25 protein-coding genes and 1 pseudogene are annotated in these 26,763 nt (G+C 70.6%); 13 read left to right on the plus strand and 13 right to left on the minus strand.

Annotation, left to right across the window (positions count from 1 at the left end; translation table 11 throughout):
* Positions 1–51 precede the first annotated feature (51 nt).
* The 6 genes from ACH34W_RS49875 to ACH34W_RS49900 all read right to left on the minus strand — a co-directional run bounded on the left by ACH34W_RS49875 (position 52) and on the right by ACH34W_RS49900 (position 8,478).
* Complete coding sequence (locus ACH34W_RS49875; RefSeq protein WP_395968311.1) at positions 52–2,286, minus strand: transglutaminaseTgpA domain-containing protein; 2,235 nt, start codon at positions 2,284–2,286, stop codon at positions 52–54.
* Positions 2,283–3,440 (minus strand): DUF58 domain-containing protein, encoded by a 1,158-nt coding sequence (locus ACH34W_RS49880; protein WP_395968312.1) that lies wholly within the window; start codon positions 3,438–3,440, stop codon positions 2,283–2,285. Before ACH34W_RS49880 ends, ACH34W_RS49875 begins: the two co-directional genes overlap by 4 nt.
* A gap of 4 nt (positions 3,441–3,444) precedes the next feature.
* On the minus strand, positions 3,445–4,398 hold the full coding sequence (locus ACH34W_RS49885) for an AAA family ATPase (protein WP_395968313.1): 954 nt from the start codon (positions 4,396–4,398) through the stop codon (positions 3,445–3,447).
* Positions 4,399–4,409: 11 nt separating this feature from the next.
* The gene (locus ACH34W_RS49890; protein WP_395968314.1) at positions 4,410–6,344 is read right to left on the minus strand and encodes a fibronectin type III domain-containing protein; all 1,935 of its coding nucleotides are present in this window, start codon (positions 6,342–6,344) and stop codon (positions 4,410–4,412) included.
* A 131-nt stretch (positions 6,345–6,475) separates the two neighbouring features.
* Positions 6,476–7,795: a sensor histidine kinase gene (locus ACH34W_RS49895; protein WP_395968315.1), complete on the minus strand. Its 1,320-nt coding sequence runs from the start codon at positions 7,793–7,795 to the stop codon at positions 6,476–6,478.
* Positions 7,792–8,478 carry a response regulator transcription factor gene (locus ACH34W_RS49900; RefSeq protein WP_395968316.1) on the minus strand — a complete coding sequence of 229 codons (687 nt, stop codon included), beginning with the start codon at positions 8,476–8,478 and terminating at the stop codon, positions 7,792–7,794. Before ACH34W_RS49900 ends, ACH34W_RS49895 begins: the two co-directional genes overlap by 4 nt.
* 146 nt (positions 8,479–8,624) lie before the next feature.
* Here ACH34W_RS49900 and ACH34W_RS49905 point away from each other — a divergent pair, with 146 nt between their 5' ends.
* The 5 genes from ACH34W_RS49905 (at position 8,625) to ACH34W_RS49925 (ending at position 13,516) form a co-directional block, all read left to right on the plus strand.
* Positions 8,625–9,980, plus strand: coding sequence for a hypothetical protein (locus ACH34W_RS49905; protein WP_395968317.1), 1,356 nt, complete (start codon positions 8,625–8,627; stop codon positions 9,978–9,980).
* On the plus strand, positions 9,977–10,735 hold the full coding sequence (locus ACH34W_RS49910; protein WP_395968318.1) for a LuxR C-terminal-related transcriptional regulator: 759 nt from the start codon (positions 9,977–9,979) through the stop codon (positions 10,733–10,735). The genes ACH34W_RS49905 and ACH34W_RS49910 overlap by 4 nt, the downstream gene beginning before the upstream one ends.
* A complete protein-coding gene (locus ACH34W_RS49915; protein WP_395968319.1) occupies positions 10,732–12,399 on the plus strand; it encodes a right-handed parallel beta-helix repeat-containing protein in 1,668 nt (555 codons plus the stop codon). Before ACH34W_RS49910 ends, ACH34W_RS49915 begins: the two co-directional genes overlap by 4 nt.
* Positions 12,400–12,453: 54 nt before the next feature.
* Positions 12,454–13,110 (plus strand): winged helix-turn-helix domain-containing protein, encoded by a 657-nt coding sequence (locus tag ACH34W_RS49920; protein ID WP_395968320.1) that lies wholly within the window; start codon positions 12,454–12,456, stop codon positions 13,108–13,110.
* An 85-nt stretch (positions 13,111–13,195) separates the two neighbouring features.
* Positions 13,196–13,516 (plus strand): hypothetical protein, encoded by a 321-nt coding sequence (locus tag ACH34W_RS49925; protein WP_395968321.1) that lies wholly within the window; start codon positions 13,196–13,198, stop codon positions 13,514–13,516.
* A 131-nt stretch (positions 13,517–13,647) separates the two neighbouring features.
* On the opposite strand, the gene ACH34W_RS49930 is transcribed toward ACH34W_RS49925, so the two are convergent.
* The 3 genes from ACH34W_RS49930 to ACH34W_RS49940 form a co-directional block, all read right to left on the minus strand.
* A complete protein-coding gene (locus ACH34W_RS49930; RefSeq protein WP_395968322.1) occupies positions 13,648–13,830 on the minus strand; it encodes a hypothetical protein in 183 nt (60 codons plus the stop codon).
* Between the two features lie 480 nt (positions 13,831–14,310).
* Entirely contained in the window at positions 14,311–14,865 is a 555-nt protein-coding gene (locus ACH34W_RS49935; protein ID WP_395968323.1) for an SMI1/KNR4 family protein, read from the minus strand.
* A gap of 68 nt (positions 14,866–14,933) precedes the next feature.
* Complete coding sequence (locus ACH34W_RS49940; protein ID WP_395968324.1) at positions 14,934–15,488, minus strand: AAA family ATPase; 555 nt, start codon at positions 15,486–15,488, stop codon at positions 14,934–14,936.
* A gap of 403 nt (positions 15,489–15,891) precedes the next feature.
* On the opposite strand from ACH34W_RS49940, the gene ACH34W_RS49945 reads away from it, so the two are divergent.
* Both ACH34W_RS49945 and ACH34W_RS49950 read left to right on the plus strand, forming a co-directional pair.
* Positions 15,892–16,341 carry a hypothetical protein gene (locus tag ACH34W_RS49945; RefSeq protein WP_395968325.1) on the plus strand — a complete coding sequence of 150 codons (450 nt, stop codon included), beginning with the start codon at positions 15,892–15,894 and terminating at the stop codon, positions 16,339–16,341.
* Positions 16,271–17,902, plus strand: coding sequence for a hypothetical protein (locus ACH34W_RS49950; protein ID WP_395968326.1), 1,632 nt, complete (start codon positions 16,271–16,273; stop codon positions 17,900–17,902). Before ACH34W_RS49945 ends, ACH34W_RS49950 begins: the two co-directional genes overlap by 71 nt.
* A 217-nt stretch (positions 17,903–18,119) precedes the next feature.
* On the opposite strand, the gene ACH34W_RS49955 is transcribed toward ACH34W_RS49950, so the two are convergent.
* The gene (locus ACH34W_RS49955) at positions 18,120–18,617 is read right to left on the minus strand and encodes a hypothetical protein (protein ID WP_395968327.1); all 498 of its coding nucleotides are present in this window, start codon (positions 18,615–18,617) and stop codon (positions 18,120–18,122) included.
* A 450-nt stretch (positions 18,618–19,067) separates the two neighbouring features.
* On the opposite strand from ACH34W_RS49955, the gene ACH34W_RS49960 reads away from it, so the two are divergent.
* The 3 genes and pseudogenes from ACH34W_RS49960 to ACH34W_RS49970 all read left to right on the plus strand — a co-directional run.
* Positions 19,068–19,487: a hypothetical protein gene (locus ACH34W_RS49960; RefSeq protein ID WP_395968328.1), complete on the plus strand. Its 420-nt coding sequence runs from the start codon at positions 19,068–19,070 to the stop codon at positions 19,485–19,487.
* A gap of 438 nt (positions 19,488–19,925) precedes the next feature.
* Entirely contained in the window at positions 19,926–20,609 is a 684-nt protein-coding gene (locus ACH34W_RS49965; RefSeq protein WP_395968329.1) for a hypothetical protein, read from the plus strand.
* Between the two features lie 131 nt (positions 20,610–20,740).
* Positions 20,741–20,872: pseudogene (locus tag ACH34W_RS49970) on the plus strand (IS630 family transposase); the annotation flags it as partial.
* 641 nt (positions 20,873–21,513) lie between these two features.
* Here ACH34W_RS49970 and ACH34W_RS49975 read toward each other — a convergent pair.
* Positions 21,514–22,086: a hypothetical protein gene (locus ACH34W_RS49975; protein WP_395968330.1), complete on the minus strand. Its 573-nt coding sequence runs from the start codon at positions 22,084–22,086 to the stop codon at positions 21,514–21,516.
* A 1,368-nt stretch (positions 22,087–23,454) separates the two neighbouring features.
* On the opposite strand from ACH34W_RS49975, the gene ACH34W_RS49980 reads away from it, so the two are divergent.
* The 3 genes from ACH34W_RS49980 (at position 23,455) to ACH34W_RS49990 (ending at position 24,841) form a co-directional block, all read left to right on the plus strand.
* Positions 23,455–23,898 carry a hypothetical protein gene (locus tag ACH34W_RS49980; protein ID WP_395968332.1) on the plus strand — a complete coding sequence of 148 codons (444 nt, stop codon included), beginning with the start codon at positions 23,455–23,457 and terminating at the stop codon, positions 23,896–23,898.
* Between the two features lie 37 nt (positions 23,899–23,935).
* Positions 23,936–24,193, plus strand: coding sequence for a hypothetical protein (locus ACH34W_RS49985; protein WP_395968333.1), 258 nt, complete (start codon positions 23,936–23,938; stop codon positions 24,191–24,193).
* A gap of 213 nt (positions 24,194–24,406) precedes the next feature.
* Entirely contained in the window at positions 24,407–24,841 is a 435-nt protein-coding gene (locus ACH34W_RS49990; RefSeq protein ID WP_395968334.1) for a hypothetical protein, read from the plus strand.
* Positions 24,842–25,334: 493 nt separating this feature from the next.
* Here ACH34W_RS49990 and ACH34W_RS49995 read toward each other — a convergent pair whose 3' ends face one another.
* Positions 25,335–25,577, minus strand: a complete 243-nt coding sequence (locus ACH34W_RS49995; protein ID WP_395968335.1) for a hypothetical protein — start codon at positions 25,575–25,577, stop codon at positions 25,335–25,337.
* 12 nt (positions 25,578–25,589) lie between these two features.
* Entirely contained in the window at positions 25,590–26,264 is a 675-nt protein-coding gene (locus ACH34W_RS50000; protein ID WP_395968336.1) for a hypothetical protein, read from the minus strand.
* Between the last annotated feature and the right edge of the window lie 499 nt (positions 26,265–26,763).

Consider the following 26,763-nt stretch of genomic DNA (forward strand, 5'->3'; position numbering starts at 1 on the left):
ACCGTCCGGGACACGTGGCGGGGGGCTGGGGCGTCACACCCTGGGCAGGCGCTATGGGGACGACTTATGGAGCGGCGACCTGCGGTTTCTCCGCCAAAAGCCTTCCCCGTGAATGGTGCGGAGGGGGAGTAGGGGGCGGGGGTTGAGGCCGGCGCGGAGGCGGGGCCAGGAGCCTTGGCGGGCCAGGCCGAGGCGGACAGCGCGTACGGCGGTCCAGGCCTGGCGGTTGACCTGTTTTCCGGGGATGTCGCCGGCCCAGAGGGCCACGTCGACGGCGACGGCGAGATTGTCGAGGGCGGTCACGGTGGGTGGATCGGCGGTGCGGGCGGCCTCGGTGGTGAGGTCGCGCAGCGTCATGCCGGCGGAGACCGGGACGCCGTACGCCCTCAACAGGTCGCGGGCCTCCTTCCATGCCCCCACCACCGCGCCCTCGCCGGGCCGGAGCCGACGCCGCCGGGCCCGCAACGCCTTGGCCGCCGGCACCCCGAACAGCCAGCTCGCGAGCAGCAGGCCCGGGGGCAGAAGGAGCAGCAGGGACCATGGCACGCTGAGCCCGGCGTCTCCGTCATTCTGCCGCCGGCCCGCGGGGGCATCAGGGCGTACGGGCGGCTCGCTGAGGTCCTCCGGGGGCGGCAGTTCGTCGCGCAACTTCTGGGTGGACTCCGCCAGCCCGCCGCCTCCGGCGCCGGCGGCCTCGGCGGTGCCGGCGGGGTTGAGCGGCACCCAGCCGACTCCCTTCACCGCCACCTCGGGCCAGGCGCCGGCGTCGCCGCCGCGAACCGTGTACGCCCCACCGGACGCGGGCGGGGCCTTATACCCGACCGCCAGGCGGGCGGGGATGCCCCTGGTCCGGGCCAGCACCACGTAGGCGGCGGCGAACTGCTCGCTCGTCCCCCTCCGCTCATCGAAGAACTCCTTCAAGTTGTGCCAGGAGTGCCCGGTCGGCAGTTCCCCCGAGGTCACGTGCGTGAAGTTGTCTCGGAAATACGCCTCCATCGTCAGGGCGGTCTCCAGGGTGGCGCGCTTGTCCCCCGAGGCCTCCTTCGCCTTCGGCGCCACCCAGTCCGGCACGTCCTCGCCGAGGGGATCGCGGCCGCCCGGAGCCGTCCAGTCAAAGCCCGCGTTGCGGAAGGTGTCCTTGTCGATCTGCTGGGGTTCCCACCACGTCAGCAGGTATTCGGCACCGGCGGCGGAGCCTTCGGGCAGCAGGAGGGTGCCGCGCTCTGGATCGACCAACGGGGCGGCACCGTCCACCTGGGCCGGTGGATACTGGCTCGGCAGCCACGGGCCGCCGGTGTCCACGACCTCGATCCGGGCCGTACGGCGCTTCACCGGCCCGGTGAGCAGCGGGCTCCGCGGTATGCCGGCGCCGAGGCGGCGGAACCCGTCCTGAGTGCCGGTCCAGTTGACCCCGTCGTACTCGTCGAGCACGACCAGCGGCCAGTGGGTCACGCCCGCGCCGCCACCGCGGACCTCGAAGACCGGGGTGCTGGACGCGGTGAGCCGGCCGGCGAGGTCGTCCAGGGGACTGGTCGCCTGGACGTTGGTGACCGGTGCGGAGATCTCTTCCCGCAGTGTGTACGCCTCCGACCGGGCCCCCGGGAGCAGCCCGGCCGGCACCGCCGCGGCCACGGCCAGGATCACGGGCGCCACGGCCCGCGTCAGGGCCAGGCCGAGCTGCCGCTCCGCGCGTGAGGTCTCGGTGGCCGGCCCGGCGCGGACGGCGGCCAGCAGCGAGGCGGCGGCCGCGGCGTACGCGAGGGAGCCGAGCACCGCCACGCCGGGCTCCGCCTCCAGCGGGCCGTAGAACTGGCGGGAGATCGCGATGGCGAGGCTCGGCAGCAGCGCCGGCAGCGGGCCGCGGAGGCGGTGGACGAGCTCCACGCCGAGCACGGCGGCGAGGACGACCATGATCGGGATGAAGAGCAGGTTCGGCGCCTCCGGCCGGGCGGGCCAGGTGAACTGCAGGGTGAGCCGCCAGGAGTCGGTGATCCCCGCGGCCACGGCCTGGAGCGTGCGCGGCGTGGGGAGGCCGAAGAGCGTGGTCGTCCAGAGGGACGTGGCGCCGACGGCGATCACGCCGGTGGCGACCGTGGCGAGCGGCCGCCACGGCTCCAGCCGCCGCCCCGAGAAGGCCAGCGCCGTCGCCAGCACCGCGGCGGCCGGCACGCACACCGGCACCAGCAGGGCGCTGAACTCGAAGACCCCGGCGTACAGCAGACCGGCGACGACGGCCGCCAGCACCACACAGACCGTCGGCCGGGCGCGGATGAGGAGCCCGATCATGCCGTCGCCACCTCGTTCCAGCGCCGAACCGCCTCTTCCGCACGGGCGGCGCCGAGGATCCGCACCCCGGGAACCGTGACGGCCACCGGCTTCTCCTCCGCCAGCACGATCATGTGGATGGTGGGGAACCGGGGCCGGAGCCGGGCCAGCTCCGCGGGATGCGTGGTCACGGAGGTCACCACCACCAGGACGCCTCCCGCCCCTCGCCCGGCCGACAGCGCGGCGGGCACCAGCGCGCTGTTCCGGCCGCCCTTCCGCTCGACCTGGGCCAGCTCGTCCAGGAGGCGCAGTGCCGCCTTCGGGCCGCCCGGCATCGGTACGTCCAGCCCGGCGGGGGTGATCAACCGGCTGTGGTGCCCGGCGCGGGCGGAGGCCACCAGCAGTGAGGCCGCGGTGTCCACCGCCTCCTCGAAAGGGTCCTCCGCGAAGGTGGTGGCCCGGGTGTCCAGCAGCAGCGTGAAGCGGGGCTGTTCGGGGTCGGCGAGCTCGCGGACCATGAGCCGGCCCGTCCGGGCGGTGGCCTTCCAGTGCAGCAGGCGGAACTCGTCGCCGGGGGCGTACTCGCGCAGGTCCACGAACTCCATCGAGCCGCGGAGCGCGTCGTCCGTGGTGGCGCCGTCGTGATGGTGGCGGCGGTGGCCGCCGGTCAGGGCGCGCGCCGGATGCTGCCGGGGGTGCACCCAGAGCGTGTCGGTGGCGCCGGTGGGGCGGCGGCTCCGGGCCAGCTCCAGCGGATCCACCCGGTGCAGGGTGAGGGGGCCGACAGTGAGACGGCCGCGTCTGCCGGTGGGGATCTCGTAGGTGTAGGAGGCGCCGGCCCCCGGGCGCAGAGGGCGCACGCGGATCGTCCGGGTGGCCTCCCCCAGCGTGTCGGTGGTGGTGAACGCGGCGAGGCGGCGACGCCCCGGGTTGTTCACCCGGAGCCGGGCCATGGCGGGATCGCCCTTCTCCACGCGGCCCGGGTAGACGGAGCGGCGTACCTCGACCCGGAGCGTGCGCGCGGTGAGCAGCACCGCCGCCAGCACGGCGCCGAGAGCGGCGGCCCCCAGCGCGGCCATGAACGGGTACGCGCCCCAGAGCCCGAATCCCAGCATGGGCACGCCGAAGGCGAGTAGCGCGACCCCACGCCCGGTCAGGCGAACGCTGCGGGACACTCCGTCAGGACCCAGCGGTCATGGGGGCAGGGGCGGTGGAGAGGACTTCCCCGACGACGTCCGGGGTGGTCCGCCCGCTGAGCTCGGCCTCCGGAGTGAGCACCAGCCGGTGGGCCAGGACCGGGACGGCCACCTCCTTGATGTCGTCCGGGGTGACGAAGGACCGGCCCCGGACGGCCCCGAGCGCCTGGGCCGCACGGACCAGCGCGATGGAGCCCCGCGGGCTGGCGCCGTACCGTACGTCCGTGTGCTCCCGGGTACCCCGCGCCACCCGTGCGGCGTACTCGGCGACGGCCGGATCCACGTGCCCCTTGCGCACGGCGGCCACGGCGTCCCGGACGACCTCGATCCCCACCACTTCGGGCAGGTCGTCCGGGCTCACCCCGGCCCGGTCGTCCATGATCACCTCGACCTCCGCGGCCAGATCCGGGTAGCCCACCGGGAGCCGCATCAAGAACCGGTCGAGCTGCGCCTCGGGCAGCCGGTACGTGCCCTCCATCTCGATCGGGTTCTGCGTCGCCACCACCAGGAACGGGCGGGGCACCTGGTACGTCATGGCGTCCGCCGTCACCTGCCGCTCGGACATCACCTCCAGCAGCGCCGACTGGGTCTTCGGCGTGCCGCGGTTGATCTCGTCGGCCACCACGATGTTGGCGAAGACCGCACCGGGGTGGAACGCGAACCGCTCCTGTTTCTGGTGGTAGACCGTGACGCCGGTGACGTCGCCGGGCAGCAGGTCCGGGGTGAACTGGATGCGGCTCCACCGCCCGCCGACGCTGCGGGCCAGGCAGCGGGCGAGCGTGGTCTTGCCGAGGCCCGGCACGTCCTCGATCAGCAGGTGCCCCTCGGCCAGCAGGGCCGCCAGCGCCATCCGGACCAGCTCCGGCTTGCCCTTGATCACCTGCTGGACGTTGGCCGCTATGGCCGCCGCGACCTCCGCCGGATTGCCATCGTTCACTGTCGTCCTCACTAGCCGTTGGGCCACACGATGGTCCTGGACCTGGCCACCTCGGTGCCGCCCTTCTCCACCACGATGTAGACCCTCTCACCCACGCCGTTGTAGTCGAAGCGGTCCGTCGCCTCGTAGCCGCTGCCGTTCGTGGTCACCGTCGCGCCGGGGTTGGAGTAGTCGTCGTTGGGAGCGACGGGCTCGATGTGGTATTGCGTGTTCGGCTCGAAGCCGGACATCTCGATATGCATCTTCGCGCACTGCGGCGCCTGGCAGTTCTCGTTGTAGTCACCGGTCTCGCCGCGGGTGAGGACCACGACCGGCCCCACCATGCGGACTTTGACGCTGGCCGCCGTGCCCAGCCCCACGCGGTTCCTCGCGCGGACCGTGATCGTGTAGGTCCCGCCGGGGGTCAGCCCGGCCAGCTGGTACGAACGCCGGCTCTTACCGAACGTGACTGTGCCCGACTTGCTCCCCTTCCACGTCAGGGTGTAGCCGGTCACCGGAGCGCCGTTGTCTTCTGGGGCGGTCCAGGTGACCACCACCGTGCCGCCCTGCCGGTCGTACTTGACGGACGGCGCCCCGGGCGGGCCCGCCGGCACGGGATCGCGCTTGGGCGGCCGCGGCGACGCGGGTGAAGAAGGCTGGGAGGGCCTCTTCGGCCCGGGCGGGCTCGGGGGGATCGACCTCTCCTGCCCGGGCGGGCTCGGGGGGATCGACCTCTCCGGCTCGGGCGGGCTCGGGGGGATCGTCTTCTCGGGGGGCGGAGGCTGCGGGGGGTTGGGCTTCGGCTTGAAGTTGCCGGGTACCTCGACCCGCCCGACCCGGCCGTCAGGGTCGACCACCAGGACGTGCTGCCCCTTGGGGTCGTCCACGTAGAGGCGCCGGTCCTCGCCGCGGTGGAGCCGGGGCGCCGCCGGATCGGCCGGCCCGCCGCTGGGCGGCATCGTCATGCGGCCGCCCGGGATCGGCTCGCCGTCCGGCCGGTACGTGTGGACCGTGTTGTTCGTCTGGTCGAACAGGACGACCGAGGTGCCGCTCACGCTGGGCGGGGAGAAGGCGCCGCTGGACGGCAGCCGTACGCTCTTGACCTTTCCGGCCCGGTCCGTGCCGAGCGTGGAGGCGTCCGCCATGTGCATCTGCCCGCGGTCCACCACGGCCACCTTGCCGGCGGCGTCCACGGGCGCCACCAGCGCACCGTCGCTCAGGTCCGTGCCGATCGGCGTCCCCTCGCCGAGCTCGCCCGCCTTCACGGGGACGAGCTCGTCCGACGTGGTGTCGACGAAGACCGGGCGGCCGCCGACCACGGTCAGCGCGCCCTTGTGGCCCGCGGGAGCGTAGGCCGGGCAGGTCACCTTGGTGTCCTTCGGGCCCAGCTTGCAGAAATGCCCCGTCGATCCCAGACGGTGCAGCCAGAGGGAGCCGTCGGGGGTCACCACCGGATCGCCGAGCTGGTAGCCGGCGCCGGCCTTGATCACCGCGGGCGGGTCGCTCATGCGGAAGATGACGCCGGACTTGCGGTAGACCGCGTAGGGGCCGCCGGGGACCTCCAGGGCGACCGGGCGCTCGTCCGTCGCCGGGGCCTGGTACGTCCGCAGCACCCGCAGGTCCGACTTACCGAACTCGGTCACCCGCTCCCGGCCGAGCACGAAACCGCTCGACGGGCTGTGCACGACCTGGGTGTCGGCCCCCAGACCTGGCAGCTTCAGCCCGGCGTCCACCGTCTTGGAGGCACCGTTGACGTGGTAGGTCGAACCGTCGGAGCTGTTGTAGAGCCAGTGACCGCCCAGCAGCAGCTCCAGACCGGAGACGGGTCGCACCGCCGCGACCGCGGCCGCGGCCATGGCCACCGCGCAGAGGCAGGCCACCAGGACGAGAGGCAGCCGGCGCAGGCCCGGCCCATCGCCGTCCGGCCGCCCGCGGAGGGACACAACGCGGCGCAGAAAAGCGATCACGTCCTGACAATAAACGAGCATCGGTCCCACTTCTCTCGAATCTCACCGACATCTTTCTCGAATCTGACCGACATCGGCAGCAACCGTATGGCCACGCCCCAGGGAGGGTTCCCGGCTTGGCGGTCACGCCACTACTGCCCTGCGCCGTCCGCGTGGGGCAGCACCAGCTCGAAGATCGCACCTCCCTCTTCGGCGTTGTAGACGCGGAGCACGCCGCCGTGTGCCTGGGCCACCCAGCGGACGATGGAGAGGCCGAGGCCGCTGCCGGAGGAGCCGTCGCCGCTGGTGAAACGGTCGAAGGTCTCGCGGGCCGCCGCGGGGTCGATGCCCGGCCCCTGGTCGGCCACGACGACCCGCCCGCCAGCCACGGTGATGGACACGATCGCCGCCGGAGCGCCGGGCCGCTTGCCGTGCCGGAGCGCGTTGGTGAGCAGGTTGCGGATGGCCCGCTGCATCAGCACCGGGTCGGCGTTGACCTTTGTGGGGGCGGCGCTCACCGCGACCTGTGCGCCCTCGGCGGGGGTCTCCTCCACCACCGTGGTGACGAGTTGGTCGAGCCAGACGGGCTGGATGGCGAGTTGCTCCACCCCGGCCGCGAGCCGGGCGCGGACCAGCAGGCCGTCGATGATGGCGCCCATGTCCGCGGCGAGCTTCACGGTCCGCGGCAGCAGGTCGTCGCGCATGGTGGGGTTGGTGATGGCGGTCTCGGCGAGGGCGCGGAGGGCGGCCACGGGCGTACGCAGGTCGTGCGCGGTCTCGGCGAGCAGCACTTCCTGCTGCTCCAACGCCGCCGCCGCGGGGCGGATGGCGCGGCCCGACATGACGTGGCCGGCACCCACGAGGGCGAGGATGAGGAGCGTACAGCCACCGATGACGGTGAGTGTCAACACATCGTGGGCGTCACTGGCCTGCGAGGCGTCGGCGACCGCGGCCACCGCCCCCACGAACTGCCCGTTACCGTCACGGAACGGCTCCACCCGGATCGCCGCGAACCGGCCGGTCGGCTCGCCGTCGCCGTCGCGGACCTCGACGAGCCCGCTCCTCTCGGTTCCGGTCCGCACGGCCTCCGCGGCGTGGCCGGCGAGGTCGACGCCCTTGAACGGCACGCATGCCTGCTTGCTGTAGTGCGGCGTGAAGCCGCCCGCGCCGCCGGGGAGGACCGCGAACTGCGGGCACTGGCGGTCGATCTCGTCGGCGGGGACGAACTCCAGGTTCGGCGAACCGTCCCCGTCCTGCACCACGAGGCGCTGCACGACCGCGGTCACCGTGCGCAGCTTCAGGTTCGTTTCCTGTTCACGCGCCTGTGTGTCCTGGTCGATGAGGAGCCAGGCGAGGATGATCAGCCCGACGGCGTTCATCGCGGTGAACAGCCCGGTCAGCAACCAGCGCAGCCGCCGCAACCCCTCCGAGGCGGAGCCGCTGGTGCCTCTGATCGTCGTGGGGGTGCTCATGCGCCCGAGCCTCCGAGTGCGCCCGAGCCTCCGAGCCGGTAGCCGCGGCCGCGCACGGTGTGGATCAGCTCGGGCGTACGGAGCTTGCCCCGCAGCCGGCGCACCGTCACGTCGACCACGTTGGACATGGGATCGGTGCTGGAGTCCCAGCAGTGCTCGATCAGCTCGCTCCTGCCGACGGCCTGCTCCGGCCGGGTCAGCAGGTACTCGAGAACGGCGAACTCCTTGCTGGTCAGGGTGAGCATCACGCCCCCACGGCGCACCTCGCGCCGCGCGGAGTCCAGCTCCAGGTCCGCGTGGCGCAGCACCGAAGGCCGGTTGGCGCCCGAGCGCCGGGCGAGCGCCAGCACCCGGGCGGTCATCTCCGCCATCGCGAACGGCTTCACCAGGTAGTCGTCGCCGCCGTGCTCGAACCCGACCACCCGCTGAGCCAGTGAGTCCAGCGCGGTCAGGAAGAGCACCGGGAGCGCCCAGCCCCGCTGTCGGCGTGCGTGCACGTACGTGACGGCGTCTCCGTCCGGGAGCATCCGGTCGAACACCACGCAGTCGTACGCACCCGCGCGCAGGTACGCGTCCGCGCCCGCGATGTCGGCCGCCTGATCCACCTGGAGGCCCTTGCCGGCCAGCTCCGTGGTCACGGCGAGTCGCAGATTCCCGTCGTCCTCCACGACCAGCACCCGCATAACCAGGCCCTTCCCCGTGTCATCGGAACCTCATGTTGCCCGCCGGATCGTAGGCATCGCGAGGTCATCACATCCGGTGATGGCAGCCGCAGCTTAACCCCGACGATCCGGGGCTGCGGCTACTGGCAGGAACAGGACGAGTGCCCATGAGTGAGACCGGCGAGGCGGTCAGTCCGGAGACCGGCCCGGCCACGGCCGGGCGGCCAGAGGCTCCGGCGCCCGCGCCCCGGCACACCGATCTTCGCCCCGCTCCCCCCGTAGTTCAGGCCGCGCGGGCGAACACCGCCCCGGCCCAGGCCTTCCAGGCCGCGCAGCAGGCCACCGGAGCCACGCGGACGGCGCAGGCCGCCGAAGCGGCGGCCACCGCCGTACGACGCCCCAAGCCGGCGGCCGAGCGGTCACAGTCCGCACCCCAGGTGACCGTCGCGGCGGTGGGGCTGCCCGCGCAGGCCACCCCCGCTCCCCCGCGGCCACGGCCGCCGGAGCCGATCGGAGAGCTGCCGATCGTCCGGATCATCTGCTGGCAGTTGACCCTGGTGCTCGCCTTCACCGCGGCCGGGCGGCCGTGGCCGCAGGCCGTCACGCTCGCCGCCGCCGCCGTCCTGCTCCTCGCCCTCTCCGCCCTGCGGGTGAACCGCCAGTGGCTCTCCGCGGTCCTGGCACGGCGGGTACGGCTGGCGCTCCGCCCCCGTACGCACGACCTCTCCACCACGGCCGACCGCCCGGCCACTCTGCTCTCCCGGCTGGCGGACGGCGCACGGGCCGGTTCCACCGGCATCGGCGGCGAGCCCGCGGGCACCGTGAGCCGCCCCGAGGAACTGGTCGCGGTCCTGCGGCCGGAGGGCGACCCGCGGGCGCTCACCCGCGCCGCGCTCTCCGACGCGCTGCTGCCCGAGCCGGAGGACGGCGTCCCCCGCCTGGGGCTGCAACTGGTGCTCCATCGGGGCCCGCACCAGCAGGTGCCCCGCGCCTGGCTGGCCGTACGGGCCCGGCGCGACATGGACTTCGCCTCCGACGAGGCCGTGGCGATCCCGCTGGGCAACGCGGTACGCCGGATCCTGCGCAGCACCCGCCGGCTGGGCGTGACTCTGGTCGCCGTACCGGAGGACGAGCTGCACACCACGCTGACCGCACTCGTCCACACCGGGCCAGGTCGCCACCGCCTGCACGAGCAGTGGCGGTACTGGCACGCCGGCCCGATCACCCAGGTCGCCATGGCGCTCTCCGCGCACGAGGACGGGCCTCCGGACCGGGCCGCCGCCCTACACCGGCTGCTCACCTTCCAGCCCGGTGTCGCGCTCACCGTCGCCGTCGCGGCGCACACCACCGGGCTCTCCGGGATGTTGCGGATCGCCGCCACCACCCCCGAACTGACCGACAAAGCGGCCGCGCGCCTCGCGGCGCACAGCAAGGACCTGCGCATCCGACTGGAACGGCTGGACGGGCTCCACGGGCCGGCCGTCGCGCTCACCCTGCCGATCGGAGGAGAACTACTGTCATGACCACCACGCACCTCACGAAGCCGCCAGCCCACCGGCCTCCGCCGACCACGCCGGTCCGCCGCCACGACCACACCCCCCACCCGGTCCAGCCGGACCGGCCCCGGCGCCTGCCACGGCCGTCGGCCCACGCCGACATCGACGCGGCGCTGGCCACGGCCACCCGCGAGGTGGTCGTGCTCTGCCCGCTGTCGGCCGCCACCGGTGAGCCGATCGGCATCCCCCGCCAGGTCGACCACGACAACCTCCGGCGCGGCGTGCGCTACCGGGTGCTCTTCCCGGACCGCGCCCGCGTCGTGCCCGCGCTGGCCGCTCGGCTGAAGGCGCTGGCCCTTGCCGGCGCCGACGTACGGACCGTGCCCGAGGTGCCCGGCCATGCCGTGATCATCGACGGGGCGCTGGCAGTGCTCCCCGGTGAGCGGCACGGCGACGAGCCTGCGACCGGGGTCGCGATGCTCCGCCTGCGCAGCGTGGTGGAGGCCATCACCTGGCTGTCCACCCAGGCATGGGCGGCCGCCGTGCCGATCGGCACCTGCGGGGTGCATGAGCACGGGGAGCTGTCCGACCGCGAGAGGGAAGTGCTGAAGCTGCTGGCGGAGGGCTACACGGACACGGCGGTCGCGGTGAAGCTGGAGGTCTCGGTCCGTACCGTGCGGCGCAGCATGGCCACGATCATGAGTCGGCTCGGCGCGCGCAGCCGCTTTCAGGCCGGCCTCAAGGCCGCCGACCGCGGATGGCCGGCGGAGGCGAACCGATGACGCTGACGGCCGCGGGCCAGGGCCGGTCGGTCCTGGTGGACCCGGAGCGACATGGTGCGTACGCGACCATCGGCGACGCGCTCACCGAGGCCGCGGACGGCACGACCGTACTGATCGCCGCTGGCACGTACGCCGAGACGTTCGAGCTGATGCGGCGCGAGGTGACGCTCCGGGCCTCCGAGGGCGCTGAGGTGGTGTTGAACGGCTCCGGGGCCGACCGGCCGGTGCTGCGGGTCAGCGGCGGTTCAATCGGGCTGTACGGGCTGACCCTGACCGGGGGTGCCGGTGGGGTGCAGGCCGATGGGGCCGAGGTGACCGTGGCGCGCTGCGCGCTGAAGGGCCTCCGGGGGCCGGGCATCGCGATCCGGGGTACCGGGCCGGTGAGCGTACGGGAGACCACCGTGGCCGACGCCGAGCACGGGCTCCTGATCGAAGGGGCGTCCGGTTCCCTGGAGAACGTGACCGTGGACAACGTCGCCGGGGACGGCATGATCATCGGCCTCGGCGCGGATCCGGTGCTGCGCTCCTGCACGGTGACCGGCTGCGGGCAGCGTGGGCTTTACGTCTTCCAGCACGCCCGGCCGGTACTGCAGAACTGCGCGATCGGGCGTACCGGAGGCGCCGGGGTCGTGGTGGCGCACCGCGCCGCGCCCGTGCTCCGGGAGACACGCATCTCCGACACCCGCGGCGTCGGCGTGGAGATCGGTGCCGGCTGCGGCGGCTCGGTCGAGGCCTGCGAGGTGAGCAACACCGCCGAACCGGGCATCTTGCTCGCGCCCGGCTCGGAGACGAAGGTGAGCGATTCCGCGGAGCGGCCCCCCGGCGGCGGCACCACGCTGGAGGAACTACTCGGCGAGCTGGACGCCATGGTCGGGCTGCCCGGTGTGAAGTCCGAGGTACGGGGCCTGGTGGACGAGATCGGTGTGAACGCCTGGCGGCGCCAGGCCGGGCTCGCCACCGGCACCATCGGCCACCACCTGGTCTTCGCCGGCGCGCCCGGCACCGGTAAGACGACGGTGGCGCGCACGTACGGCCGCCTCCTCGCCGAACTGGGTGTGCTACCCGGCGGCGGTTTCCGCGAAGTGGCCCGGCGCGACCTGGTCGGCCAGTACGTGGGGCACACCGCCGAGAAGACCGCACAGGTCTTCGAGGAGTCCATGGGCGGTGTTCTCTTCATCGACGAGGCGTACACGCTGTCCCGACAGGGGGGCGGCGGCAACGACTTCGGCCAGGAGGCCATCGACACGCTGGTCAAGCTGATGGAGGACCACCGCGAGGAGATCGTGGTGATCGTGGCCGGCTACACCGGCGAGATGGAGCGGTTCCTCGCCGCCAACCCCGGGCTGGCCTCCAGGTTCGCCCGTACGGTGAAGTTCGAGAACTACACGCCGGCGGAGTTGACGGACATCATCGGGCGGATGGTGCGGGCCAGTGACTATGAGCTGGACCCGTCGGGCATGCCGGAACTGGAGGCGTACTTCACACGGATCTCCCGTGAGACCGACTTCGGCAACGCTCGCGACGCGCGCAAGCTCTTCGAGAGCGCCCGCACAGCCCAGGCACGCCGCCTCCGCGGCCTCGGCCACATGCCCGACCCCGGCCAACTCCGCCTCCTGACCGCCGCCGACGTGCGAACCGCCATGGACGGCGCCCTCTGCGCATGACCCCGGGAGGGCCGTGGGATCACTCGTCCTGGGGCTGGGCTATCTTCTGTGGTTGTGCGAATACTCGTCACCGAGGACGACGAGAATCTCCGCATCGCGGTCGACGGTGCGCTGCGCGGCACAGGCTACGCCGTGGACACCGCGGCCGACCTGCCCGAGGCGGACGAGGCGCTCAGCGTCAACGCCTACGACGGCGCGGTCTTCGACCGGATGCTGCCCGGCGGCGACGCGCTCGCCTACGTGGCCGAACGGCGCCGCGGCGGCTGGCTCGTACCGGTGCTCTTCCTGACCGCACGGGACACCGTGCGCGACCGCACCGACGGCCTTCGGGTCGGCGACGACTACCTGGTGAAACCGTTCGCCATGGCCGAGCTGCTGGTCCGCGTGGGCGCCCTGTGCCGGCGCGGCGGCACCACCGCTGCGCTCCCGGTCCTGCGCCATGGCGACCTGGAGCTGGACATCGGCCGGCACGAGGCCCGCCGCGCCGGCACCCTGCTCACCCTGACCTCCAAGGAATTCCAGGTCCTCCACCGACTGGTGGCCGCCGCCGGCAACCCGGTCGCCCGGCGCGACCTGATCGCGGAGGTCTGGGACGAGTACGTGCCCCCCAACTCCAACGTGCTCGACGTGCTGATCGCCCAGCTCCGCCGCAAGCTCGGCCCCCAGCAGATCCTGCACACCGTACGCGGCGTCGGCTACATGATCCGCTGACCGCGCACCCCCATGGCAGCAAGAGGAGGACAGACGGCCCTGGCGCACGCTGGTAAGCCCCCAACTCGCCCGTACGCGGGGGGCCGTGGACCAGCGGGACGAAAGCATCGTCGCGAGCGCAGTACACCAGGCCGCCACCGGCTTCCTGCAGGAGGCGGGACGTCAGGGAGACCTGTCAGTGCCGAATATTCGGCTGCTGCGCAAGCGCGGCCCGCGCCCCAGCGCCCGCAAAGTCCACCAATGGCTGGTCCGCGGCCGGGTACCGAAATGGCGCCTGTGGACCGGCCTGGCGGTGGCGCTGGCCTGCACCACAGGCGGCAGTGTCGCTGCCCGCGACAGCAACGACCCGACAACGGCGGCCGCAGCCCCCTCCCACCACGCACCCCACGCACTCCCCGCCCACTAGGCAGCTGCGGGCGTGCCCCGCCCCGACCGCGTTCCCTGGGGCGGGGCACGCCGGCGACAGGCGCAGCTGAACCAACGGCGTGCTGGCAATGTCTTTCCGCGGTTCGATTTCCGCAGTTCGATATCCCCGGCCTACCCACGCGGCTCTCGACTTCTGGAAAGCCCGGGCTCCTGCATGACTCCTTTGGAGCCGGTCGCGGCGGGCCGCGGCGCGGGGGCCGTCCAGATGCAGGCGACGTGGTGGCCGCGGTGCAGCCAGCCGTCGCACCAGCCCCGCACGATCACGTCGGTGCGCTCCTCGACGCGGTCCCTCATCAATCCGCAACTTGGGATCACCAGCGGCCTCCTGCAGCAGGAACCAAATCGCCACCCCAGTCAGCACGGCGGCCACCACCGCGCCCAGCAGATACAGCCACCACGCCAGCACCCGCACCGGCGCACTCGCCCGCATCCGGTCCGGCACGGCCTGCTCACCACCCCGCTCGGGCCTGCGTTCCGCCACCGCATCGACTCCCTGCTTCACGGGGCAGGTCCGCTGGAGCCAGACCACCCGGCCGCCACCGCGCCCCCTCACCGCACACCGGGCCCAGGTCGACGAACCCTCCGCGGCTTATCCCAACCGGTGCGGGAGCGGCTGCCGCCGCTACCTGGACCTGTACGTCCGTGAATCGTGATCTCGGATTGGTCGATAACGCCCTGCCGCGACAGTGCGTCACACGGGCAGGAAAGGTCCAGCGGCACGGGCCCCGCGAGCCGCACCGGTTGGAGACCGCGCAGGTCGATATCTCGCAGGGGTCAGACGGCCGACGGCTCCGGCTGCTCGCCCGTCATGAGCCAGGTCCTGTACCAGCGTTGGAAGCCGGAGTTGAAGGGCCGGATGCCCATGTCGCTGCACCGGCCGTCCTCCCACAACTTCCCGCGCTCAGGCCCGCTGACGACGAGCCTCACGATGTAGCCGCAACCCTCGTGGACGATCGGCAGCGAGCCGATGACGTGGACGTCGTCTTCATAGCCCGGGGCGTCGTAGGGCGGGTTCCAGGCCTGGGTGTGCGGGAACGGCGTACTCAGGAAATCGGTGTGCTCGCTGGGCAGGGCTTCGAGCGGCGGATAGTCGTCCAGAGGAAACAAGCCGTAGTACGGCCCTGCGCCACCATTGCCGACCTGCAGAAGGAACTCCCGGTACTCGCTGGGCAGGCGGACCCCGTGCCGGGTCTCGAACGAGACCAGATCGGCCTCCGGCAGCGGCGGATTCAGCCGATACCGATGGGTGCTCGCCCCGAACGCCTCCAGCACCGGGTCGGCGCCGCCCATCGCGGCCAACCTGGCCAGGACCTTGATCCGATCCCACATACGATTCCTTCGATCGCCGAAGCGGCCACACCCGGGGAAAGCACGCACCGTACGCGCCATCTCCTCGTTCAGACCCACTCAACGGCGGGCAACCCCGCGGGCTGGTCGGTTTCGGTGGTGTTGAGGGCTGCGGCTCGCATGATGGCCTGGGCTGTGTGGTCAAGGGTTTGGGCGGGGCCGATGACGGTTTCTTGCTGGTTGGGGAGGAGGTCGCGTTCGCGGTACCACTGTGCCATATCGGCTTCGCCGAACTCCTCGCGGTTGGGCTTGGTGGCGTGGCGGCGGAGCGTCTCGGTGAACGGGATGTCCATGTAGTAGAGCAGGACCGGACCGGTGTGGTCGCCGACCAGTGCGTCGATCATGGGTCCGTAATGGTCGCTGTAGAGGATGCCCTCCAGGAGTACGTGGTAGCCGCGAGCCAGGCTCCAGCGCACGACCGTGTCGAGCAGGTCGATGTTCGCGGCCCCGGGTTCGTCGCGGTCTCGGAGGATCTGGCGCCGGACCACATCCTGCGCGACGACGGCGAGGTCACGGCGGCCGTGGCGGCGGCGGACCTCCTGGGCGACGCTGGACTTGCCCGAGCCCGAGTTGCCGCGGAGAACGATCAGAGAGGTGGATTCCACGGCGCCAGTGTGGCCTGTGTGGGGAACCGTTCTGCAACCTGTTTCCAACAGTGGTCCTGGAGCGCTGTCGTCAAGCCAGCGAAGACCAACCAGGCCAGCGACTGATCGCCGTACCGCCGACGGCAACTGGGCGCTGCTCAGCGGCGGCTCCCGAGTAGCGCTGCGCGGTCGGGTGGTGTGGCCCTGGTCTCGGCAGGCCTCTGATCGACTTTGGGTGGCAGGCCGCAAGCGGCCTGTGATCGCGGCGTGGTGGGCTGTTTCGGGCGCCTCAATCGTGTTTCTCCTGGTGGCGGCGGTTGGTGGCGTGTTGACCAGGGTGAATGCGCGAGTGACGGTCGTGGACGGAGTCGGCTCCCATCAGTGGAGCCGGACCGGGTAGACAGGCGGGTCACTCGTGGGCTTCATGCGGATCAAGAACACCGGGTTCAACTCGGCGGTGGTGCCGCCGACCGCGCTGTGGAGGGCGATGTTCCTGCGGGGCGGCCAAGCCGCGCAGACGAGCGCGGCGGGGCTGGAGCACAACGGACCCATCGGTGCCGCGACCTTCCACGACGGGAAGCTGAACAACGTGCCTGAGCCCCACAAGAGCGCGTGCGAGGGTGCCTTGATGCTGCCGCCGAGCGACGGGGCCTGGCAGATGCTGCTGTCCAAGGGCGACCGGGTGTGCCATTACGACTGGGACCGGAGGACGATCATCAGCGAGGAGCCGGCCGCGGATTTCATGCAGGCGGCGGGTCAGCAACTGAACCCCCTGGTTCTTCGTGCATACGGACGCGCTGCTGATGGACTCGGTCCAGAACGGGGCGCCATGGGTCTCCTATCTGTCCAAGGAGGAATGGGTCGCCACCTTTGACTGGGCCAACGGCGTCATGCGGGAGTGCCGGATCGTGGAGGGCGCGGAGCCCACGGCGGGCTGGGCGCGGCTTTCGGCCGAGTGGCTGCGCGACTACGACCACGTCCTGCCGCTGCCGCCGGTGGACTGCGCCAAGCGGAGCCTGCTGGTCAAGGGCGCCGACGGGTGCGTGTTCAACTGGAACACCGGTCCCGAGCGGACCGGCGCGCTCACCACCGTGCTGCCCGAGGTCGCGACCCTGCCCGCCCCCTACACCACCCAGTACGCGCCCATCGTGGGCCGCTGGAGCACCCGCCCGGCCTCCGGCACCCAGTTCACCGTGCGGGTGGACATGGGCGGCCACAGGCCCACCCACGGGTTCAGCGGTGACCTATGCGTCGCCTCCTGGGACCTGGTCTACGAATCGCCCCACCTGCGCACCATCGATCTGGAGATCGACGCGATGGCCGACCGGCCCACCTTCGACTCCTACAACACCGCCGACAACCCCGTCCCGCCCGGCTACGTCAACCGGCGACTGACGCTCGCCTCCATCTACGCCGAGTCGGGGATCGAGTTGCGCAACGCGGGCGCGGTCAACCAGGTCGGCGCCGACGATTCCGGCGCTGACCTGCTGTGGTCCAACGCCGAACTGCACACCGCGATGGTCCACAACTTCTCCGGGCACGCCGACACCCAGCAGTGGAAGCTGTGGACGTTGGTGGCCAGCCGGCACGTCGAGGGGGCGGGCGGCATCATGTTCGACCAGTCCGGCAGCCAACGCCAGGGCATGGCCGTCTTCTACGACGCCAGCCGCGGCATGTTCGACTACTACTGGCCGTACATCTACGCGCACGAACTCGGCCACTGCTTCAACCTCGTGCACTCCTGGGACAAGGCCAACGTCGGCGCCGTCCTTGGTCCCGGCAACGGTTTCGCCGACCTGTCCTTCATGAACTACCCGCGGGAGTACTCGGGCAACAACGGCAGAGGCTGGGACGCCTTCTGGGAGCTGTTCCCCTTCACCTTCACCCACGACGAGCTCGTCCACCTGCGCCACGGGTTCCGCAACGCCGTCATCTCCGGCGGAGCCGGCTTCGCCGCCTGGGGCAGCGCGGCCTACAGCGACCAGGACGCCGCCCTGGCCGCGACCAGCACCCCGACCGTCGACGACACGGGCCTGGCCCTGACCCTGTCGGCCCGTCCCTTCGCCTACGGCGAGCCCGTCACCGTCGAGATGAAACTCGCCCGCGACGGCCGCGATGTGCCGGTGCGCCGCGACCTGTCGCCCAGGGACGAGAACACCGTCTTCACCATCACCCACCCCAGCGGTACCACCCGCGTGTTCCGGCCGCTGGCCCGCCAGTGCAGCGGGCATCGCGAGGACTCTCAGGTGGTCCTGACCGCCGACCAGCCCGCCCTGTACGCCTCGGCCTACCTCGGTTCGGGCGCCGACGGGCAGTACTTCACCGACCCCGGCCTCTACACCGTCCGCGCCGCCTGCTGGATGGGCAATCGCGTGCGCGAACGGGAGTCGCCTTTGCCGATGGGGCCAGTCGTTTCAGCGTCAGGTCTTCGCTGACGGCAACGCGGTCGGCTTCGACTCCTTCGACCTGGTGACGTTCGAGGAGGCCACCCCGTACAGCACCGCGCAGCCGGACTGGTGGCCGATTTCTGATGAAGTGCTCGCCCGCCTCGTTGGCGGGCCGGTCGACCGTGGCCGCGAGGACGGGCACGTGTCCAAGCCACCCGAGCCCGAGCAAGAGCCGCGCTTGGCCGCGACGGTGTGGGAGAACGTGTCAGCACGGGCTGGCGGTCAGCCTGATGAACCAGACAGGAGTCCAGTCCACGTACCGTGATTTCCCCGCTGGTATGCAATTGAGCTGCCTGTGGTTGTTGTCCTCGAGCCTCATTGCCGCGCCACCGGACTGGTTGTTGAAGGCACTTCCCGTGCCGAACCAGTTGCTCAGGCCGTAGCTGGCGTACCGGAAAAACGTGAAGAGATACGCCCCATTGCCATAGATGGCTGACGCGCACGCGTTCCCATGCGCGCAGGGAAAGGTGTCGAAATCCGGAATGAACTGACGCGGGACCGTCGGCGACGTCGTCGGCTCTGGCGCGGCCGCGGGCCGGTCAATGACGTTCGCGGAAAGGGTGTTGTGTGCTCCAGGCTTGGCCGTTACCGTTCCGGTCGGAGCGTCACCCAGAGGCGTCGCGCCGGCAGGCGTCCCGGCCGCTGTTATTGTAGTGACGGCGGCCGTGAGCAGGCCTGTGACCATTATTCTGCTTAGTTTCACCTTTCTTTCCTCCTCTTCCTGGTCGAACCATGATTGCCGAGCATGATGCCTTCTTGGGTTGGCCGACCGACCTCCGCTGGCTCTCCAGCCCCCGCGCGACGCGTAGCCATAGCCTAGAAGAGTGTCCTTGCGTTTCCCTTGCGTCTTCCTTGCGTCGGAGCCAAAGGAACTTGTCAACTTGGGTTGACATAACAGCATTATCGACCAATCGCGATATCGCGATTCATGGTGGCTGCGGTCGCCACGTACATGTCCAAGTAGCGGCGGCAGCCGCTGTCGCTCCGATTGGGGTAGGCCGCGGAGAGCTCGTCGACCTGGATCTGGTGAGCAGTCAGGGGCTCGGCGATCAGTTGGGGTTCCGGTAGCGATCGCCGAAAATACGAGTGCGTTTCCGAACGCGGAGAGGAGTCTGATGTAGGCGGAGTCCTTTGATGCGGTGCTGCGTGAGAGATGGAGGTGTGGCCCTCCAGCGTCGTGCTGCGGGCGCTAAACCGCCCTCTGGTGCGTTGGCTGAAGACCGTCGTGCTGAGCGAGAGGGAAAAGGCGCCGGCCGACATCGAAACCTGTGCCTTTTGGATGGCCTGGGAAAAGCCTGATGAGAACCTGGCCGGTCGCCGTGATCTGCCCGACGGCAAGCAGTGCCAGCGAGACCGCACCAGGCCGAACCCCGTCGATTTCGGAGACCTCGCCTCCACCAACGGATTCAAGCTGTATCCGCGGCGGATTCCCAAGGGCGTCACGATCGTGCTCGACGTGAGCGAGGGCACTCCGCTGAATGCCAAGGCCCTCATCATCGGAATGGCGACAGGCCAGAACGTGCGCGAATGCGCGCTGGAGCCGGCACCAGTGATTCCCACCATCACCGACTAGGTCCATGGAGTTCCCGGCCGACACCCATGTCGGCAGGGAACATCGCATGCCCCATCTCCATCACGCCGACATAGGCTGCGATTAACGTCTGGCCTTTGGCGCACCCGCGACTGGGAGGTCTTGCCATGGCCAGGTGGGGTCCGGTCCGGGAAGGCACACCCCATTCCCGGCAGATCCACAGGTTTCAAGCATTGCTCTCCAGCCCATGGGGCGGCGCTGTCGGCCAGAGCCTTCTGCACCGCCCTCCAGCCGGCATCCTCGATGCCGAGCGCGTGGCGAAGGTCGGCCCACGTGACTGGCCGGATCAATGCGAGGCGTTCGGGGTTCTCGTCCGTTGATGTCGGGAGGGCAGGACCTTGGTCAAGGCTGCCCCTGGGACGTTTCTGGCCGGGCGCGCCGGGCCAGCCTTGGCTGGCCCGGCTTCTAGGCTCCCTCGCCATGAGTCGGACCGACGTGCGCGCCTTCACGGTGCGGTTGTCCGAGCAGGGGGCAACGGCTTTGGAGGAGGCGGCGATCGAGGAAGTGGTGCTGCGCTTTGGGCGGCGGGCGCGTGGACAAGGTGAAGGTGCGATGACCCTGATGCGCCACGCCACGCTCCGCCGCGACGAGGGCCACGCCATGCTCCGCCGCGACGAGGGCTCGGCCTCGCCCGTGCTGGCCATCGTTGTGGCCGTCGCCGCAATGATGGCCTTCGGCCCCTTGGTCCCAGACGCGTGGCTCGATGCCGATCGGGCATGTTGCGGCGATCAGCCCGCTTCCGCTGGCAAGGGCGGCGCGATCCTGGCCGACAAGAAGGCCGGTGCCGACTACGGCGTGCCCCGGTCCCTGCTGGCGGGCATCGGCAAGGTCGAAACCGGGCACGGAACCAGTCGTCTGCCCGGTGTGCGCGACGGCGAGAGCCGCTACGACCCGGCGGACGCCATTCCGGCGGCCGCCAAGTATCTCAAGCACAACGGCGCTCCCGAACGCACCCGCACTGCGGTCTACGCCTACAACCACTCGGGCGACTATGTGGACCTGGTTCTGAACTGGGCCGACCGCTATGAGCATGGCGGCTACGCCACCACCGGTCGCGCCGGCACCCGCACAGCTGCCTGCCACCGACCGGACGAAAATCGCTGATGGGCGCGCTTGAGCACGACGGTGATCTGGCCGAGGGGTCAGCCTCGCCGCCGACTGCGGCTCGGCGTAACTCCAGGCACCGAAGGCCACGGAATCCAGTTCGCCCTGGCGCTGACCGGCGTCCCCGGATGTCCCACGACTACGTCCGTCACGGCACCAAGCTGTTCGCCGTCCTGGACACCGCGTCGGGTTCAGTGATCGCCCAGCCCTACCGGCGCCACCGCAACCAGGAGTTCCTGCGATTCCTCAATTTCATCGACGCGGCTGCCGAAAGATCAAGCAACCAGGTCGACTAGGTGTACTGACCAGACAGGTTAGGACGCGGCTGGCGGGTGGCCGGCCGTCCAAGGCGGTTTGGCCGCGATGGTGTTCATTTGCGTGCAGCCAAGGGGCGAGGGCGACGCTGTGTTCGGCCTCGAGCGGTAGGGGCGGGGAGCACTGAGCAAGAGCGGTCGATTCGTTCAAGCCGTGGCAAGGGCCGGGTCGCGGCTGCCGCCACCCCGATACCGGCAAGTCCGTCGGGGCTTGCTGCCCGTCGCTGCGGCGCAGCGACGGCGCCTGGAACCCCCGCCACGGCAGCTGGCCGCTATCGTCCGCCTAAAGGCCTGATCACCTTCAACCCCGCCGCGCACGTCGAACCTGGATCCCGGTGGACTCTCCCCGAGACGCTGGTGGAGGCGAGGTGGCTGCCGGTCCTGCGGTGCAGCCACGGCAGGCGGCTACGCGCCGGCAGCCGTTGCGCGACGCCGCACTCGTCCAACACCGCATCATCTACTGATCGGGAAAATCGGTACGTCGCTGCCGGCTCGCCGGTCCGGACGGCGGCGACCAGGTCCCGCTACTGCGCACTTGGGGCGACGTATCACGGTGGCGTGCACCAGGGGCCTGGCGGCCAGCAGGCCGGTCAGCGGCGTGAGGCGGGTCCGGCGGGGACGCCCTCACCCGGCTTGGGCTTCGCGGGCCACAGGGTGTGGGTGATCGGCCACAGCGACCAGATCGCCAGCACCATCGTCAGGCGGCCCATCCAGCCGTACAGGGCCTCCGTGCGGTCGGCGTCGCCGACCATGGAGATCATCGCGAGCAGGACCCCGCAGCCGATGGCCCACGCGATGAAACACTTGCCGAACTCGCGCCACTCGTACTTCTTCCGCGCCGCACCGAACTTGGGCTTGCGCGTCGGCGGCGGGCCACCGGCGAAGCGATGGGCGAAACGTTCGTCCGCCCAGCGGATCCAGCTGTGCCCGAACGCGACCGAGTAACCGAGATAGGCGGCGGCCAGTCCGTGGGTGAAGCCGGCCGTGCCACCGCCGCGCAGGTCGATCACCGTGGCGGTGATGAGCACGACGTCGACCAGCGGAACGCAGATCAAGATGGCCGCGCCGAGCCGGCGCCGCTTCAGCAGATAGCGGGCCCAGAGACCGGCGGACAGGACGACCCAGAACCCGATCTCACATACGGCGATGACTGCGAGCAACATGGTTCAAGGATCTGCCGACGATCCAGCGATATCGTCGGCGGCGCCGACGATATCGGGGTCCTCCAAACGATGTACGCATGGCCCTCATCCCAATGAAGCCGCAGACCTTCAATACCCATGACGATGCACACTGGATCGCCGTCCGGCTGGTCGCACGCCAATGGCTTCGGCCGCGAAGCCGCGTACGTCGTGCCTCACCGTTCCGCCGAGACTGATCCGTTCGGCCCTGACCTGGCGAGGCCGTGCCCAGCCGCTGGCCAAGCGGCACCGCCTACCGCGCCTCTATCGGGGAGAGGGAGGGGTTGCTTGCGCTGGAACCCCAGCAGCACTCAGCTGCCGGGCCAGAAATGTCAGCTCTGGCAGTGTTCCGGCATAGGTGCCCAACCTGATCTGCTGAAGGGCCGTCTTGGCTTGTCCGAGCTGGATGCCCAGGACCGCCCGCACGACTTTCATCGCGATGACCGTGCCGGAGTCCGGATCCGAGAACCTGATGCTGGCCGAGCCATGTTCAGCCAGCAGGTGCTCTCGCAGATCTGCTGGTGGACCGCCACGTCCACATGCCATCTCAGCGTTCCCGCACACAGAACAGGAACCCTCAATGCTCCGGTGCAGAACGCCATAGGCAAGCGTCTGGCTACCTGAGCACGAACTCGGCCGCCCGCAGCGTGAGCAATCATCTGGATAGGAGGTCGCCACCCAGGTCGCTGTCACCCCTCTACCTCTCCTCGACTTCAAGGCCGGCAGCTTCCACGATCAAGGGGTTAAAGCACAAGCTCAAACAGACGCTGGGGCTGGACCGCCCCCAAGATCCGCAGTCCACGCGCCGCTGGTACCTGGACCTGGATCATTATCGCCGCCCACACCCAGCTCCGGCTGGCCCGCGGCCTGGTCGAAGACCTACGCCGTCCCCTGGGAACGCCCCACCGAACCCGGTCGGCTCCCTCCCGCACGCGTCCGGCGGGGGTTCAGGAACATCCGCACGAAGAGGGCCTGCCCAGCCAGCGCACCAAACCCAGCAGACCCGGCCCAGGCCGGCTACCCGGCTCCAAGAATCGCCGTCCAGCACGCCACTACGACCTGGGCAAAAACCCTCAAACGACCGGTGTCACTGAAGGCCAGAGATCCAGACTCAGGTTAAAACACAAGCTTAAGGGCGCTTATCACGAGACCACACGGGCTTCAGTTTCCACTCGTTGGATGAGCGGATCCAGCCACCCTTTAAGTCACCGCTAAAAGCGGGGTACCCCATGGCGCCCGCCCGACCGTACGCTCGTCGCGAAATTCGGAGATTCCCCAGCACGGGGGAACGCCTCACAGACATCCCCGGAGCAGTGGACGCTCCGGGCCGTCCAACAGAACGGGGAGCGCATGAGCATCAAAATCAAGACTGCTGCGGTGACAGGGATCGCAGCGGCGAGTGTCCTGGTACTACCGACGACCGCATTCGCCACCACGGCAGCGCAGGCAGCGGACGTCCGGGCGTCGTGTCGCGGCTCGAATGAAGGTGCCTGGAACATCCCCGACGGTTCGGGTTCCTGGGCCGGCAGGGTCTACTGGCACGACTACAACCAAGACACCGGGTCCGACCAAGACGACTTCAGAATCACCGACCGGTCCCTTGATGGACAGTCCTCCTCCCTCTGGGTGAAGAACAACTACACCGGGAAGACCTACTACAAGCACGTCTACGGCGGTGACACCTATTGCATGGGCATAGGAAGCCTTCCCAACGGCAAGACGGCCAGCTGGAAAGCCTGCGGCTGGGACGACGGCACGGCTGTTAAGTGCAGAAGCGGCAAGGTCACCGAATAGAGGCCCGTCGCCGCACGGACCCCGGCTGTGGTGGCGGTTGGAAACCCGGCGATCGCGCCGGGACCAGTCCCCGAACCCCGCGCACTGGGAGCTGATCCCCCGCTCGCAGAATGACGCCGACTACCGCGCACGCCGCTGGCGCAGGTCCGGCCCGCTGGCCGACGTACGCGGCGCCCATGACCGCGCCGTGGCGATCCGGACCGCCATCCTGTTCGCCCTGGCCGAAGACGCCGACCCCGAATCGGCCATCGCCGCCGCAGCCGCCGGCATCACCGAGACCGACGCACTGTTCTGACCCCCAAAGGTCGAAGGGGGAACCGGCAGTGAAGCACTTCAGGCTGTGGCTGCTGGCCTACTACCGGGGGGCGGGGCTTCGCGGTGCTGCGGGAGGGCTGCGCTGACCAAGGCATGACGCAAATGTGAAGCAACTCTGAAGCACGTGGGCGGTTCACTTACTTCTCCAAGGCAGGCCCGGCGGGGTGTGCCGACACGGGAACGGAGAAGCGATATGCGAACCAGCAGGTCCAGGCGCTCCAAGCGCGCCATCGCGGTGGGAACGCTGGCCACGGCGATGGCAACACCGGCGCTCCTGACCGCGAGCCCGAACGCCCACGCGACGGTCACCTCGAGTCCGGCGCACACCATCCAGCTCAAGGCATGCGGAGATCGCGGCTCCAACAACAACGTGACGATCTACACCTACTGCGACGGCAACGGCTACCAGGTGTGGGCGGAGTTCAGACACACGGACGTGGTCGACGGACATCTCGACGTCTGGGGTCCGAACCTCTCGCGGCGAAGCTCGCCAAACGGCTACTGGCCCGCGGGTACGGACACGCAACGCTGGCGCGCACGAGGCACTGGAACGGTGTGCGCCGAAGGCTGGTCACGCGTCGCCGGCCAATGGAGGTCGGTGGGACTGCCCTGCGTGGTGATCTCCTGATCAGGCGATAACGGCGGCCGCGGTCATCCGGCCGGCGGCGGGACGGCACCGTCGTGCCAGTCGGACAGGGCATGAACGGCGGCGGTGCAGGTGCACCTCAGGGGGGATGCGGGTGACTGCCTCGCCCCGCCCGCCGCGCGGCCGCTCGGGGTGCCCTGTTCCGGCCCCCCGCTTGCAGCAGCACGCACCGGGCCCCCGCCGCGCACGAGCGGCGGGGGTTTCGGTCGCGTCAGGATCGGACGGCCGGGGATAGATCGGGCACTGATCGCGCAACGGCCGCCGGATAACCCGCCGCACGCGCTTCGGACGAGGGCCGAGATCTATAAGCGCCGCAGGTCAGCGGCCGGTTCGACGGCCGGACACGCGGCCCGGCGGGTGGTCGGGTTCAGACACTATGTGAAGGTGACCCGCGCCCGGCCGCTAGCTCAAGCAAGCACCGGCGGCACCCAGCCGCCGAAGCGACCACACCTCTTGTAATGCGGGAGTACCTGTGTCAGGTGCCGAGCGCTTTTTGAACCGCGACGGCGGGAACGGCGGTGGCCGCGGCAGCGGCCACCAGGCCGAGCCTGCCGAGCGCTTTTTGAACCGCGACGGCGGGAACGGCGGTGGCCGCGGCAGCGGCCACCAGGCCGAGCGCGGCCAGCCGCTGATCGGCGGTTTCGGCCCAGCCGGCCGCCGTGGCCAGCACGGCCACCAGGACCGCGATCACGCGGTCGCGTCGATCACCGGCAGCCATCGGCGGGCCCCTTCACGTGCAGAGACTGTGCAGCCGGTAGGACGCGCCCTCGCGCGCGGAGGTTCCCGGGACGGCAGGAGGCGCGGCGAAACGTGACGCGCGCGAAGCGCAGCCGCCTATCGTGACGCCATGGCGGAGCCGACGTACTCGAGGACCGCAGCAGCGCCGGACCGGCGATGCGAGAGTGCGACGTGCGGGCGGTCGTTGCCGGCGGACAGTGCGCCGCGGCGCCGGTACTGCTCGGCCGCGTGCCGACAGCAGGCGTGCCGGGACCGCCACCGGGCCACGTCGACCAGGACGGCCGGGCCGGACGGGCGCGACCGCGCCGAGCGTGCCGACGTCGAGCGCGAGCGGATGCACCAGCACGCCGCCACCGTAGCGGCCGCTCTCGCCGAGCTGGCCGAGGCGATCGTGCGGCTGGACGGACGAGGCGGGCCGGGCACGCCCTCGCCGCAGCGCGCCCGGCTCGGCGGGTACAGCACCGTCGCGGTCGAGGCCGCCGCCGCGGCCAACGCACTCCTGCAGGCCGCCGTGCGGGCCGACCGCGCCGCCGGCGCCCCGTGGGAACAGATCGCGGCCGCGCTGCAGGTCGACCCCGGCACCGCCCGCCGCCGCTACTCGACCAGCGGCGCCGCCGACGTCGACCAGGAGCGGGACGACGATCTGTGCCAGGAGGTTCGGATCCACCCCACCGGCGGCCGCTCCGGCGCCGCTCCGCTCAGGATCCGGCGCAGGTCCGTTCTCGCTCCGCTTCTACGACTCGCCGCCGACCGCCGCTGGCCCCTCAGCCTTGAAGCGGGACCGCCCGCAGTCGAGCGGGCCGTGCTCGGATGCGAAGCCGAGCCGCTCGCCACCGAGCGGCCAGGGTGGTCTGTCCAGAAAGTAGGACTCACCCACCGGACGAACCCCGCCAAAGATCAGACCGTTACCCGGCCCGACCACCAACCACCCCGATATCCAGTACAAACGCCCAGCTCACACGCATCGGAACGAGTTTCCGCGCTAGCCCGACCCGACGGGTCCCCGCTAGCCCGACCCGACGGGTCCCCTGAGCGCGGATTTTCGAGGCTGCTATATCCGTCAAGCCGCCAGCGGGAGGTTGTCGGTGACTGTTCGGCTTTCCTCAGCGGGCCTTCGCTCCAGCAGTTTGAAGACCTGGCGGGCGACGGTCCGTTTGAGGCAGCGC

The organism is Actinomadura sp. 6N118, assembly GCF_044326415.1.
Classification (GTDB): domain Bacteria; phylum Actinomycetota; class Actinomycetes; order Streptosporangiales; family Streptosporangiaceae; genus Spirillospora.

Bases quoted from the DNA above. Each gene is read 5' to 3' on its own strand.
- ACH34W_RS49875 (WP_395968311.1), bottom strand. From the start codon at position 2,286: ATGATCGGGCTCCTCATCCGCGCCCGGCCGACGGTCTGTGTGGTGCTG.
- ACH34W_RS49895 (WP_395968315.1), bottom strand. From the start codon at position 7,795: ATGAGCACCCCCACGACGATCAGAGGCACCAGCGGCTCCGCCTCGGAG.
- ACH34W_RS49900 (WP_395968316.1), bottom strand. From the start codon at position 8,478: ATGCGGGTGCTGGTCGTGGAGGACGACGGGAATCTGCGACTCGCCGTG.
- ACH34W_RS49905 (WP_395968317.1), top strand. From the start codon at position 8,625: ATGAGTGAGACCGGCGAGGCGGTCAGTCCGGAGACCGGCCCGGCCACG.
- ACH34W_RS49910 (WP_395968318.1), top strand. From the start codon at position 9,977: ATGACCACCACGCACCTCACGAAGCCGCCAGCCCACCGGCCTCCGCCG.
- ACH34W_RS49915 (WP_395968319.1), top strand. From the start codon at position 10,732: ATGACGCTGACGGCCGCGGGCCAGGGCCGGTCGGTCCTGGTGGACCCG.
- ACH34W_RS49930 (WP_395968322.1), bottom strand. From the start codon at position 13,830: ATGAGGGACCGCGTCGAGGAGCGCACCGACGTGATCGTGCGGGGCTGG.
- ACH34W_RS49935 (WP_395968323.1), bottom strand. From the start codon at position 14,865: ATGTGGGATCGGATCAAGGTCCTGGCCAGGTTGGCCGCGATGGGCGGC.
- ACH34W_RS49945 (WP_395968325.1), top strand. From the start codon at position 15,892: ATGCGGATCAAGAACACCGGGTTCAACTCGGCGGTGGTGCCGCCGACC.
- ACH34W_RS49950 (WP_395968326.1), top strand. From the start codon at position 16,271: ATGGACTCGGTCCAGAACGGGGCGCCATGGGTCTCCTATCTGTCCAAG.
- ACH34W_RS49960 (WP_395968328.1), top strand. From the start codon at position 19,068: ATGGAGGTGTGGCCCTCCAGCGTCGTGCTGCGGGCGCTAAACCGCCCT.
- ACH34W_RS49965 (WP_395968329.1), top strand. From the start codon at position 19,926: ATGAGTCGGACCGACGTGCGCGCCTTCACGGTGCGGTTGTCCGAGCAG.
- ACH34W_RS49975 (WP_395968330.1), bottom strand. From the start codon at position 22,086: ATGTTGCTCGCAGTCATCGCCGTATGTGAGATCGGGTTCTGGGTCGTC.
- ACH34W_RS49980 (WP_395968332.1), top strand. From the start codon at position 23,455: ATGAGCATCAAAATCAAGACTGCTGCGGTGACAGGGATCGCAGCGGCG.
- ACH34W_RS49990 (WP_395968334.1), top strand. From the start codon at position 24,407: ATGCGAACCAGCAGGTCCAGGCGCTCCAAGCGCGCCATCGCGGTGGGA.
- ACH34W_RS49995 (WP_395968335.1), bottom strand. From the start codon at position 25,577: ATGGCTGCCGGTGATCGACGCGACCGCGTGATCGCGGTCCTGGTGGCC.